Here is a 12349-nt window from a genome sequence, read left to right as displayed (position 1 = left end):
TCATTAAATTTCTTGTTTGTCATACGGACACTTCCTCCTTGAAATCCATTGTAAGGACTTAACTAAGTTGTGTCCATATGACTATACTAACTCTACTTTTCTTTACTAAAACTAAAGCAACTTATCAAACAAAACTCTTATTTGTATAGACAATGGATAGGTTGAGTAGTCCCTTTAGTTTTCTGTAAGTTAATATAAAAAGTATTTCTTGTATTTGAAAATAAGGCACTGGTCTTTTCTTCTTTATCTTGTTTTATATAAATTAAAAAGTCTAATTCTATTAATTTACTGTAAAAATTAATGTTTGTTTTTAATACACAGGGTATTTGTCTATAACTCAAAGCATAGAGCAAATACCCCTTTGCATTTTATTAAGTACACGGACTGTTTGGGTTACTTTGTTTTATAAGTTTCAACTAACCATTTTGGTGCTTGAAATACAACTTGAGTTTTACGACCTGCGTAAGCATCATTTACCTGTACAATTAGTTTGTCCTTCTGTAACCCAATACCTGTAATTAAGTCTTTTACTGTATTTACTCCGATAAAATCGAAATTGCATCTTTCGAATGTTTCTAAGTTTAACAAGATTAATCTACCGGAACCAAAGTTTGAAGGTTTCATGTAGTAGGGCGTAGCTAGGAATTTTAAGACGCCTACTATAAAAAATAGTGCAATAAGAATGAAAATGGGTACTAAAAGTATAAGCATATGAAAAGAATTTTGCTTGCCTTTGAATTGCATGTATATCGCCCTCGGTATCTTCGGTACATAAAATCATTATAATACAATAATTACCATTTGGATATGCATAATTGCATATTTTATCTTTTCGTTAATAATGTAAAATTTTTAATGTATTCTCATTTTTTTCTATAAAATAAATGGAAAGAAAGGTCTTGATTGAATGTTAGGAATCAAAGTTACAAAAACAAACGAAGAATTAATGATTGAATGGCAACTAGCAAAAGTTTGTATTCCGCTAAAGGAAATTATTGAGGTCACTGAAGATGACACTTATGGTGGCGAAGAAGTGAGTGCAATTCGAATCGGAACGCCATATGGGACAACAGATCGAATTTTAATTAGGACTACAAAACAAAATTATTTGTTGTTTACTACAAATAAAACTTCAATTTTGAATAAGATACATTCAGCTTAAGATATCTGCTGAAATTCGAAATCGAACAATATCAAAAATAGTTTATTTTAAAAGCCCTTGGAAAGCGTCCCAAGGGCTATAGTTCATTTTATATGAAAAGTGGAATGAATTGATAATAAGAAACAATGCCGGCTATTGATCCGAGGCACATGCCAACAAGTACATCAGATGGATAGTGCAGGCCGAGATAAATACGCGAAATGCCCACACTAATTGCAACAGGAAGTAGCAAGAATGTCATGCTTGGTTCATATAATAAAAAAGGGATGATAACAGAAAAGATAGCAGTTGTGTGCCCAGATGGAAAAGAATGATCCACTAATGGATTCGTTGGATATTTTGCGTTATGAATGGTTAAATAAGGACGTTTTCGCGGATAAAACTTTTTTAAAACTTGTACAGGAATATGACTAATCGCAAGGGAAATGGCGCTTGCAATTGCTATGCCGCGTAAAGATCCGTTTGTAATAATAAGTAAGAATGCGATGAGGGAGATTGTAAAAGTTGCACCGCCCATGTGAGTAATGGTGCGAAAAAAGATATTTAATGCTTTACGTTCAAAATAGCGATTAATTCCTTTGAAGATGTAGCACTCTATTTTATATAAGGAGCTGATGGTTTTCATCAAACTTCTCCCCCTCATTACATATATTTGAAGTATCATTGTTATTTTAATGAAATTTTATTGAGGGAATACTAAGATTTTGTAAAAAAAATGTAGAGTTTTACGAAAAAAAGGCTGCCATGTAAGGTGGCAGCTAAAAAAAATTATTTTATTTGCAAACTTTTATAATATTGTCCTTTTTCGACGTATTGACCGCGAATGCGAGCCATATCTTCCCGGTCTTCTTCTGTTAGTTCACGAATTACTTTGGCTGGGCGACCGAATGCAAGTGTATTTGGCGGGATTTTCTTTCCTTGCGGTACTAAACTGCCAGCGCCAATAAATGCACCTTCGCCAATTTCAGCTCCGTCTAAAATAATAGAACCCATACCGATTAAAGCATCTTTTTTCACTGTACAACTATGTAAAATGACTTGATGTCCAATTGTGACATCATCTTCTAAAATAAGCGGATACTTTGGACTTTGATGAAGCGTACATTGATCTTGTATATTAGTTCGGTCTCCGATAACCGCTTTGGAAACATCCCCGCGGATGACAGTGTTAAACCAAATGCTTGATTCTTCACCAATTGTAACATCACCTGTAATTGTGACATAGTCAGCGATAAATGCACTATCAGCAATTCTCGGATTTTTGTCTTTGTAAGGATAAATCATATAAGTAACCTTCCTCTCCTAAAAGCTAATATTAGTGTAGCAAATTATGAAATAGAGTGAAATGGAGGAATTTTATGTGGAATTATGAAGCGGAAGAGGCGAAAGGTGTTATAGTTATAGTACATGGTGCAATGGAGCATCATGGCCGATACGAAGCACTTGCAGACATGTGGCGCTATCTTGGCTTTCATGTTGTGATGGGAGATTTACCAGCACACGGAACAACTTCAAGAAATAGAGGACATATTACGTCATTTGATGAATACATAGAAGAAGTAAAGACATGGATTAAAGAAGCGAAAAAATATTACTTACCCCTTTTTCTATATGGACATAGTATGGGGGGATTAATCGTCATTCGCGTACTGCAAGAAACGAAAATGGATGTGCAAGGTGTAATCTTGACGTCGCCATGTTTAGGCGTATTATCAACGCCGAAACTACCGCTTCGTACTGCGGCGAAAGTGCTAAATGTTTTAGCGCCGAAAATGCAATTTCATTCAAATATTACAGTGGAAATGGCAACGCGCAATCATGAAATTCGCGATGCGATGGAAAATGATTCATTGTTCTTGCGCAAAGTATCGGTTCGTTGGTATAGTGAGTTAATTAAAGCGATAGAAGTTGCACATGAAAAACGACATGAATTTCCGGACGTACCACTCTTGCTAATGCAGGCATGTGAGGATAAACTTGTAGATAAAACACGTGTATGCAACTGGTTTGATAACCTGAAAATTAGTGACAAATCATATAAGGAATGGCCGGATTGTTATCATGAGCTGTTTAATGAGTATGAAAAAGATGAAGTTTTTGCATATGCCAAATCATTTGTAGAAACACATGTAATGAAGAAAACAGAAATAAATAATTGAACAGTATACAGAACGTATTAGACCATATTCATTTAGAGGAGATGAAGAAAGAAGTGAAAGTACCGAGTAACCCCATAACGCTCATGGCGAAAGTATACCGAGATGTGTTTCCGGTCGTACACCATGAGCTCGCAATGTGGAAAGAACGCGCCTACCATATTCCGAATGATGAACTCCATAATCAAGCGTTAGCAAGTATTGAGCATAAAACATTTCACTGTGAAGGCGGCGGCATTTTAGCGCTGCTTGCCGATGAACACCGTGAGGAATGCATTCGCTTCATTGTAGCATATCAAACAATTAGTGATTATTTGGATAATTTATGCGACCGTAGCACATCACTTGATCCAAATGATTTTGCAGCGCTTCATGAGTCAATGCTTGCGGCGCTAACACCAGGGAGTGAAGGAAGCAACTATTATCGTTACCGTGATGATCAAGATGATGGTGGTTATTTAGATGAACTTGTAACAACTTGTCAAGAAGTGCTTGAAAAGACGAAGCACTATAACAAGATTGCGCCAATTCTTCATGAGCTTGCTTGTTATTACTGTGATTTGCAAATTCATAAACATGTAAAGTTAGAAGAGAGAGAAGAGCGCTTAAAAACTTGGTTTGCAGCACATCGTGAAAAAGTCCCGCCAATGAGTTGGTTTGAATTTTCTGCCTGTGCAGGTTCAACGCTCGGTATCTTCTGTCTTGTAGCGTATGCATTTCATGATGAATTAACAGACGATGATATTATGAAAATTAGACAAGGGTATTTTCCTTATGTACAAGGATTGCATATTTTACTTGATTACTTTATTGACCAAGAAGAAGACCGTATTGGCGGAGATTTGAATTTTTGTAGTTATTATGAAAATAAAGAAGCAACTCTTGAGAGATTGCAACATTTTGTAATAGAAGCAGAAAAAAGTTTAGAACAACTGCCGCATATGAAATTCCATCGCCTCATAAGCCGCGGACTGCTCGGGATTTATCTATCAGACGAGAAAGTATCGCAGCAAAAAGAAATGCAGTACATGGCACGGCGCATTGTGAAATACGGAGGCTTTACTTCACGCTTTTTCTATTGGAATGGAAAGATGTATCGAAAGAAGATGGCGCAGTGATGAAAACGAGCTGTATTCTACAGGAGGTAGGATACAGCTCGTTTTTTTATGTTATATTCATGTCGAGTTTTGTCAAAGTGTCTTTATCTTGTGTCGAAGCGCCGATATATTTCAAAAATCGCCGATATATCGATGAGACATTAATCTATCAAAGCAGAACGGCAATATTGGATACACTGTTCTGTGGAGCGAATTAGTTCTTGATCTCCCTTTTTTACTCGAATTTGTAACGCTTTTTGAAAATAAGTTAAAGCTGTAGAAATATCTCCTTCATCGATTTTGCATTTTCCGTAATGCTGATAGAAAAAGTCCTCATACGTAGTTAACTCATTTTGCTGTAATAGGTGTAAAAGTTCATTGAAAATTTTATGTGCTTCTTCAAAGTTTCTTTCCCAGTGATACACGTGGGCAAGGCGGAGCTTATTAATAAAAAGTCCTCGTATATGCTGGGAAGTTTCATATTGTTCGATAGCTTGCCGTAAATAGAATTTACTTTCAGATAGATTTCCTGCGATACGTTCATAGGTCCCGATTAAACCGCATTGTTTTGCATAGGATATACCTGAAGTAGTTAAATTTGTTTTAAGAAATGCAATACCTTGTTTCATCTGTTCAAGAGATATAGGCTGTTCATGGAGGTTTTCATCAAATGTATATCCCATTTCGAATGGGATATGTTTCATTTTGTGCATGTCTCCTTTTGAAGAGATAAATATTTGTTTACAACTGCTTTAGCAAGACATGTAGAGGAATCTACAATGTGAAAATGATTTTGCGATGTCTCTAATACGATATTTAAATCTGTACATGCGATGACAGCAGCATCGACAGTTTCAGCTAATTCTAAGCATAGTGTATTCCACAAGTGACTTGCTTCGGTTGTTTGTCCGATTTTTATTTTATGTATCATTTGATTTACAACAGTTTGCCAGCTATCTTTTTGGATATAATCGATACCACGTTTTACAAATCCTTCTTGGTATATACCGGATTGAACGGTTGAATCAGTTGCTAAAAGAGATACTTTTTTAATGTGAGGAGGAATTTCCTTTAGCGTTTCATCCACCATATTTAATACTGGAATTGAGAGGGATGCCTGCAGTTGAGCAAAATAAAGATGTGCCGTATTACATGGCATAGCAATAAACTCGACACCCGTACTTTCTAGTTTTTGTGCCCCGTTTATAATTGCTTTTGCCATCTCTTCATGATTAATGGCTTTATCGATATAAAACGGTGTTGGACATGAGTAAATCATCATGTGAGGAAAGTCCATGTCATCTTTCGCTCCGTAAATTTCTTGGCATTGTTTTACTACGTTATCAACGAATGGCCCGGTAGATTTTGGTCCCATTCCTGCTAGTATTCCAATCATTGTTGTTCATCCCCTTTGTTTTAATTCGGATATAGAAATTCTTGTTTCGAGTTAGAGAATCCTTCTTGGATAATAAAAAATACGCGCAATATGCACGTATTTTTATAAGTGTATCTATGTCGAGTTTTGTCAAAGTGTCTTTATTTTGTATCGAAGCGCCGATATATGATGAAAAGTGGTCGATATATCGAGAAAAGCGCTGATATATTGGCGCGGCGCTTGTTCTATCTTTTCTCAATCGCCACAATAAATGGCGGGTTATTTTGCTGGTTCATGAATCCGTATCGCAGTACGTGAGCTTGTTTTTGATCAAGCTCTGCGGCGAATTGTAAGACGGCATCGCGTTCTATTTGTCCTTCAGGATGTCCGTGATAAATGACAAGGACGATGATTCCTTCTGGGGCCATAACTTCTAGTAACTGCTCTATGGCAGAAAGAGTCGAATTTGGTTTTGTGACGATACTCTTATCACCGCCGGGAAGGTAGCCTAAGTTAAAGATTGCTCCAGTTACTTTTCCTTTAGCTTCTTCTGGTAATACCGCTGTTAATGTATCGTGGCTATCGTGAATAAGAACAGCGCGCTCGTTTAAGCCTTTTTCTTGTAGTAGTGCGCTTGAGTTTGTGATGGCTTCTTCTTGAATATCGAAGCCAAATACTTTTCCGTTTTCGCCGACAAGCTCTGCTAAAAGGCACGTATCATGACCGTTTCCGAGTGTTGCATCAACGGCGTAATCTCCTTCTTTCACTGCTCGTTCTAGCAGCGTGCGGGCAAAAGGTAATATGCGTTCTAATTTCATGTAGGCTTCACCTCATTTGCATATTTGCCTTGCCAGCTGCCGCGGCGTACAAATTCAGCATCGATCGCATTTAATACTTCCCACTTGTTCAAGCTCCACATTGGGCCAATCATTAAATCGGGCGGACCGTCACCTGTGATGCGGTGGACGATGACATCTGATGGAATGATTTCAAGCTGATCAACAACGAGATTTACGTAATCTTCAAGAGACATAAATTGTAGTTGTCCTTTTTCATATTGCTTCACCATAGGTGTTCCTTTTAATAAGTGGAGCAAATGAATTTTGATTCCTTGAATATCAAGTTTTGCGACTTCGCGCGCTGTTTCCATCATCATGTCATAGTCTTCAAGCGGGAGACCGTTAATGATATGTGAGCACACGTTAATGTTATGCTTGCGAAGTTTATTTATCCCTTCTACATAGGAAGGGTAATCGTGAGCACGGTTAATGAGAAGTGCGGTACGTTCATGTACAGTTTGTAAACCAAGCTCGACCCAAAGGTACGTCCGTTTATTTAAATCAGCTAAATATTCGACAACATCATCAGGTAAGCAGTCTGGCCTTGTAGCGATTGAAAGACCGACCACGCCTTCTTCCTGTAAAAGCGGTTCGAATTTTTCTTTTAACACTTCAACTGGAGCGTGTGTATTCGTATAAGCTTGGAAATAGGCAATACACTTACCATCTTTCCATTTCGTATGCATCTTTTCTTTCATTTCATGATATTGCGTAACAACATCATCACGGCGGTCACCAGCAAAGTCTCCAGAACCAGCTGCGCTGCAAAATGTACAGCCACCGTACGCAACTGTGCCATCACGGTTTGGGCAGTCAAATCCAGCATCTAAGGAAACCTTAAAGATTTTCTCACCGAAATGCCCGCGCAGATGGTAGTTCCACGTATGGTAACGTTTATTGTCATTTGAATATGGGAAAGGATTTTGAACTTTCATGTTATTCCTCCTCAATGATATGAGCAAAAATCATTATAACATACTCATAAGGTTCATATAGAACGGACAAGCTAAAGGAGAAATATAGGCAAGGAGGAACAATCATGGCAGAGCGTGAATCACTAGAAGTATGTATTCAAAATGCACAAAAAGCAATGGAATATGCAAAAGAACAATTAGAAATTGGTATGAGACAAGAACATTACAATACGATGGAATATTCTGATGCACAGCTTCAATTAGAACAATCTTACAATGAGATGCAAACGATGCAGCACTACGCAAATGATGAACAACGTGAACAGCTGAACCGTGCACGTATGGCAATACGACAATTACAACACCAAATGATTATTACACCGCATTAATAAGGAGCGATAAAAATGGCAACGCGTTCAGATCAAAATAACCCAGAGCAAAAAACACAAAATGGACATAACGCTGAGTTTTCTAACGAATTAGACCCAGTCGTACAAGCAAAGCAAAACAATCGTAAAAAAGGACAACCGCAAAAATCAAAGCAGTCTGAGTAAGCCAGGTCGAAATATGACCTGGTTTTATTTCTTATGGTAATACGTGGTATGTTTTATATAGAGAGAAATATTAACATGCTTGAGGTTTTCTAAAACACGATAGGGAAAAATAAGGGGGAGGAATTAGAGATGAGAAATACTATGGAGACAAGAGCTAATAATGTACAGGAGAAACTCAATGTATTTGGAAGTAAATCTTTTTCACAACCAGTTATTGTTGAAAGTGTTAGTGTGAAAGGTGTTGCATCTTTTAAAAAGGATGTACAGGCTAATGAATTTAGTATAATCGGGGACTGCACAATTCGGGGAAGTTTAATTGCTAAAAGTTTTAGTAATTCTGGTGCATGCAAGATTGAAGGATTATCTCAAATTAACGAAATAAAAAACACTGGTAGTTGTAAATTAGGAAAAATACAGGCAAGTCATATACACTCATCGGGTACTTTATCGATAAAGGAAGATGTGTGTGCCGAAACATTTACAGTGCAAGGGGCTGTTCGAGTAAATGGAAATTTACAAGCAAAAAAGATTGAAATAGGATTTATAGCACCTAGTGAATTGCAAAATGTTGAAGGGGATATAATCAAGTTAGCACCATCTCGTAAATTTATATCTCTTACAAGTTTCATCCCGGGTATAAAGAAAAGAATGGCTTGTAAAACGATAAAAGGAAACGACATCACTTTAAGTAAAACAGATGCATCAATTGTGTCGGGTCGTCATATAAAGATCGGTCCAGATTGTAAAGTGGATGAAGTTGAATATAGCGATACATTAAATGTAGATCCAAGTGCGAGCGTTGGAAAAATCACACGGTTGTCATGCAACTTGATTACATGACATGAAAATAGATAAATTCAAATTAAAAAATTGACATAAAAGCATTCTTTTTAGGCGGTCAAGAGCATCTGGCCGTGCATAAAGCGGTCAGGGCCTTTTCCTGCCACATGCAAGGTTTAAAACAAAGGGAGAAAGCAAGTAGCGGCCATGTTGTGTTCTGCATAGCAGTGACTTATATGTCGGAAAAATAAAGTGTGTTTATATACATATATTAAATTAATAAATGGCTCCATATGTTACGTGTAAACGTGTAACATATGGAGCCATTTTCTTATATGACAAAAATGTAAGACAAATGTAAGTTTAATCTATGGTAGGTAATGCTTGAAAGGAGCAAAATAGAAACAGGAAAACAAAGTACAGGAGGATTTATATGAAAACACCAGTTGTAGACGTGAAAAATGTTCAAAAAGTATACGGTAAAAAAGGTGAGAGCCAATCACATGCATTAAAAGGCGTATCATTCTCCATTCAAGAAGGTGAATTTGTTGGGATTATGGGACCATCGGGTTCTGGGAAAACAACATTATTAAATGTTATTTCAACATTAGATAAGGCGACGGACGGCATTGTTGAAATTGCAGGTATAGATATTACAAAAATGAAGCAAGGGGAATTATCTGATTTCCGTTCACAAAAACTAGGCTTCATTTTCCAAGACTTTAATTTACTAGAGAACTTATCAATTTATGAAAATATTGCATTGCCTCTTTCACTGCAAGGCGTTCCTTCAAGAAAAATTGGACCGAAAGTAGAGAAGGTAGCGGAAATGCTAGGAATTTCAGAGATACTTCAAAAATATCCATCTGAAGTATCTGGGGGACAAAAGCAACGTTCAGCAGCGGCACGTGCACTTGTACATGAACCAGCCATTATTTTAGGAGACGAGCCAACAGGAGCACTAGATTCTAAAAACGCAACAAGTTTGTTAGATGCGATGACAAGCTTAAATGAAGAACAAGGTGTTTCTATTATGATGGTTACACATGATCCGTATAGTGCAAGTTATTGCCGACGTATTTTATTTATCCAAGATGGTGAGTTATATAAAGAAATTCATCGTAATGGTACACGTGAAGAATTTTATAAAGAAATTTTAGATGTGCTGGCAGATTTAGGCACACAAAAAGCGTAAGGAAGGAGAGGTAGGCATGTTATTTAAGCTTTCCATGTCAGGACTGAAAAGTAAGCTGAAAGACTATATCGTCTTACTAACCGGTCTTGTAATGTCAATTTCTATTTTTTATATGTTCCAAACGCTTGCACTGAATAAAGCGTTTCTTGAATCTAATTCCGTTATTGCAGCAATCGGATTTGTCTTTCAAGCTGGTTCATTCTTATTAGCCATTATAACGTTCTTCTATATTTTATATGCGAACTCGTTTTTATTATCTCTTCGTCAAAAAGAGTTTGGTATGTATATGATGTTAGGAGCAAAAAAGCATAAGATTACATTGCTTATGTTTATAGAAACAATCGTAATTGGGCTCGCGTCTCTTGTAATCGGGATTGCAGTTGGTGTAGGGCTTGCACAAGGTATCGGTCAGTTACTTATGAAGCAGCTGGAGTTTCCTGCAGGTGGTTATCAAGCATTTTATGTTTCGTCAATGACTGTTACTTGTATTTTCTTCTTTACACTATTTGTGTTATCTGCAATTTTGAATAGTATTAAATTATCACGTATTTCCGTATTGCAGCTTGTGCATGCAGAAGCGCAAGCTGAGCGCGTTACTGTAAAAGGAAAAATGACTGTTGTTGTTGCATTTCTTGCACTAATCTTATTAGCAATTGGTTATGCTTCTATGATTTATATGGAAAAATTACAACAAGTGGGTATCATCATTGCATTGATTACAACAACAGCTGGAACGTATATGTTGTTTGCTTCTGTCCTTCCACTTGTAATCAAAAAGCTGAAAAGTAATAAAAAGCGAAGCGAAAAAGGGCTTAATGCCTTTACATTTGCACAGCTAAACTTTCGTATTAACAGCTTAACGAAAGTACTAGCAACAGTAGCAATGTTAGTAGCACTTGGTGCAGGGGCTATTTCTGGCGGTATGGCTTTTAAAAATAACATCATGATGCAAGTGGATGGTTTTGTAATCTATGATTCGGTCATTCATAACCCAACAGCAGAAGAAAAGAAAATTTTAGATGGTATTACATTCAATGAAAAAAACGAATATCGTTATAAAGTCGATGATAAATTTGTTTATTATTTAAAAGAAGATTTAGAGAAACATCCCCCATTAATACATGATGGTGTAGGAAAAGAGAGCTTTGGTAAATTCAAACGTGCTTCAGGAGATCTTCCTGTAGGTGCTGTTTCAAAAGGTAATCAAGAAAAAGCAGTGGTAATCCCAAAAGAATGGGACGATGCGTTAAGAAGTATTCAGCCATTTCATTTATACCGCAATCAAGCGATTAAAATTGTAGATCAGAAGATGTACAATGAAGTAAAAGGAAATGAGGGCATTGCCTTCATTGGAAAAACGGATGATTTTATTGCACACAAAAATGAGTGGAAAAAACTTGATGAGTTGCAGCTAAAGAAACATAAAGATGTAAAAGCAGATGATTTAGCAACGAAATATGCGATGTATACTGGATTTTACGGTATTGCGAGCGGAACTGTATTTATGGGCTTCTTCCTAGGAATTGCGTTCCTAGCAATGATGGCAAGTTGCTTAATGTTTAAGATTCTTTCTGGAGCTTCAAAAGATATTACACGTTATAACATGCTACGTAAAATCGGTGTGCGTCGTGAGTTGCTAACGAAGTCAATTTATAAAGAATTGTTCTTAGTATTCTTATTCCCAGCAATTATCGGGATTGTACACGTATTGATCGGAATGAATATTTTCAGCTTCATCTTACTTGATCCGTACTTCCGCATTTGGCTTCCAATTGTCATTTTCGTAGTCATTTATACGATTTATTATCTTATTACAGTTCAATTGTATAAAGGAATTGTTCTTCCGAAAGAGGAATAGGATTTAGGAAATACCGAGCGGTTGGTGCTCGGTATTTTTTTATATCTATCATATCTTTCGAGAGGACTCCCACCTCTAAACATATGTGAAGGTGGTGAGGTGAATCGGAAAAATATTTTATTTTTAAGTAAATGAATAGAAACGTACGTTCTTGTTTTGGTATAATATCCTTAACAAGGAGGTGAAAAAATGACAACAGAAAATCAAATACATTATAAAACTCTTCAGATTTGGATTAAAAAAGGACATCGTATGTATTCTTATTTTCAAGAATCTTGCCAAAACGCTAAAAATATGTACAATACGACAAACTTTTATATACGACAAGTGTATACAGGTTTGACACAAGATAAGGAATTGCAACCTTTACAAAAAGAAGTTTTGGATACAATTGATAAAAGCATTGGGAAGATGAATGA

15 protein-coding genes and 1 pseudogene are annotated in these 12349 nt (G+C 36.6%); 9 read left to right on the top strand and 7 right to left on the bottom strand.

Annotated elements, in window-relative coordinates:
* Positions 1-393 precede the first annotated feature (393 nt).
* On the bottom strand, positions 394-744 hold the full coding sequence (locus tag BM211_RS24750) for a hypothetical protein (protein WP_091000079.1): 351 nt from the start codon (positions 742-744) through the stop codon (positions 394-396).
* 163 nt (positions 745-907) lie between these two features.
* Here BM211_RS24750 and BM211_RS24745 point away from each other — a divergent pair, with 163 nt between their 5' ends.
* Entirely contained in the window at positions 908-1162 is a 255-nt protein-coding gene (locus BM211_RS24745) for a SunI/YnzG family protein (protein ID WP_091000078.1), read from the top strand.
* An 88-nt stretch (positions 1163-1250) separates the two neighbouring features.
* Here the strand turns inward: BM211_RS24745 and BM211_RS24740 are convergent, their stop codons facing one another.
* Together BM211_RS24740 and BM211_RS24735 are read right to left on the bottom strand one after the other, a co-directional pair.
* The gene (locus BM211_RS24740; protein ID WP_091000076.1) at positions 1251-1787 is read right to left on the bottom strand and encodes a phosphatase PAP2 family protein; all 537 of its coding nucleotides are present in this window, start codon (positions 1785-1787) and stop codon (positions 1251-1253) included.
* Between the two features lie 143 nt (positions 1788-1930).
* Positions 1931-2446, bottom strand: coding sequence for a gamma carbonic anhydrase (locus BM211_RS24735; RefSeq protein ID WP_091000074.1), 516 nt, complete (start codon positions 2444-2446; stop codon positions 1931-1933).
* A gap of 74 nt (positions 2447-2520) precedes the next feature.
* On the opposite strand from BM211_RS24735, the gene BM211_RS24730 reads away from it, so the two are divergent.
* Together BM211_RS24730 and BM211_RS24725 are read left to right on the top strand one after the other, a co-directional pair.
* The gene (locus BM211_RS24730; RefSeq protein WP_091000072.1) at positions 2521-3321 is read left to right on the top strand and encodes an alpha/beta hydrolase; all 801 of its coding nucleotides are present in this window, start codon (positions 2521-2523) and stop codon (positions 3319-3321) included.
* A gap of 53 nt (positions 3322-3374) precedes the next feature.
* A complete protein-coding gene (locus tag BM211_RS24725) occupies positions 3375-4436 on the top strand; it encodes a tetraprenyl-beta-curcumene synthase family protein (protein WP_035436113.1) in 1062 nt (353 codons plus the stop codon).
* A 140-nt stretch (positions 4437-4576) separates the two neighbouring features.
* On the opposite strand, the gene BM211_RS24720 is transcribed toward BM211_RS24725, so the two are convergent.
* The 4 genes from BM211_RS24720 to BM211_RS24705 all read right to left on the bottom strand — a co-directional run bounded on the left by BM211_RS24720 (position 4577) and on the right by BM211_RS24705 (position 7564).
* Complete coding sequence (locus BM211_RS24720) at positions 4577-5128, bottom strand: tetratricopeptide repeat protein (RefSeq protein ID WP_091000069.1); 552 nt, start codon at positions 5126-5128, stop codon at positions 4577-4579.
* Positions 5116-5811 carry an aspartate/glutamate racemase family protein gene (locus BM211_RS24715; protein ID WP_091000067.1) on the bottom strand — a complete coding sequence of 232 codons (696 nt, stop codon included), beginning with the start codon at positions 5809-5811 and terminating at the stop codon, positions 5116-5118. Before BM211_RS24715 ends, BM211_RS24720 begins: the two co-directional genes overlap by 13 nt.
* A gap of 224 nt (positions 5812-6035) precedes the next feature.
* Entirely contained in the window at positions 6036-6608 is a 573-nt protein-coding gene (locus BM211_RS24710) for a tRNA 5-(aminomethyl)-2-thiouridylate-methyltransferase MnmM (protein ID WP_091000065.1), read from the bottom strand.
* Positions 6605-7564 carry a tRNA modification radical SAM protein MnmL/YtqA gene (locus BM211_RS24705; protein WP_035436100.1) on the bottom strand — a complete coding sequence of 320 codons (960 nt, stop codon included), beginning with the start codon at positions 7562-7564 and terminating at the stop codon, positions 6605-6607. Before BM211_RS24705 ends, BM211_RS24710 begins: the two co-directional genes overlap by 4 nt.
* A gap of 104 nt (positions 7565-7668) precedes the next feature.
* Here BM211_RS24705 and BM211_RS24700 point away from each other — a divergent pair, with 104 nt between their 5' ends.
* From BM211_RS24700 to BM211_RS24675, 6 genes and pseudogenes are all read left to right on the top strand, one after another.
* Entirely contained in the window at positions 7669-7932 is a 264-nt protein-coding gene (locus tag BM211_RS24700) for a YtzC family protein (RefSeq protein WP_035436098.1), read from the top strand.
* A gap of 15 nt (positions 7933-7947) precedes the next feature.
* Complete coding sequence (locus BM211_RS24695) at positions 7948-8097, top strand: hypothetical protein (protein ID WP_035436096.1); 150 nt, start codon at positions 7948-7950, stop codon at positions 8095-8097.
* Positions 8098-8226: 129 nt separating this feature from the next.
* The gene (locus BM211_RS24690) at positions 8227-8937 is read left to right on the top strand and encodes a hypothetical protein (RefSeq protein WP_035436093.1); all 711 of its coding nucleotides are present in this window, start codon (positions 8227-8229) and stop codon (positions 8935-8937) included.
* Between the two features lie 373 nt (positions 8938-9310).
* On the top strand, positions 9311-10072 hold the full coding sequence (locus BM211_RS24685; protein WP_035436092.1) for an ABC transporter ATP-binding protein: 762 nt from the start codon (positions 9311-9313) through the stop codon (positions 10070-10072).
* Between the two features lie 16 nt (positions 10073-10088).
* Positions 10089-11930 (top strand): FtsX-like permease family protein, encoded by a 1842-nt coding sequence (locus tag BM211_RS24680; protein ID WP_035436090.1) that lies wholly within the window; start codon positions 10089-10091, stop codon positions 11928-11930.
* A gap of 189 nt (positions 11931-12119) precedes the next feature.
* Positions 12120-12349 (top strand): annotated as a pseudogene (locus BM211_RS24675) (RNA-guided endonuclease TnpB family protein); the annotation flags it as partial.

This window comes from Bacillus sp. 491mf (assembly GCF_900112415.1).
Lineage (GTDB): Bacteria > Bacillota > Bacilli > Bacillales > Bacillaceae_G > Bacillus_A.
Note: the sequence above shows the minus strand (reverse complement) of the source record. Positions and strands in the feature narration are given on the sequence as shown.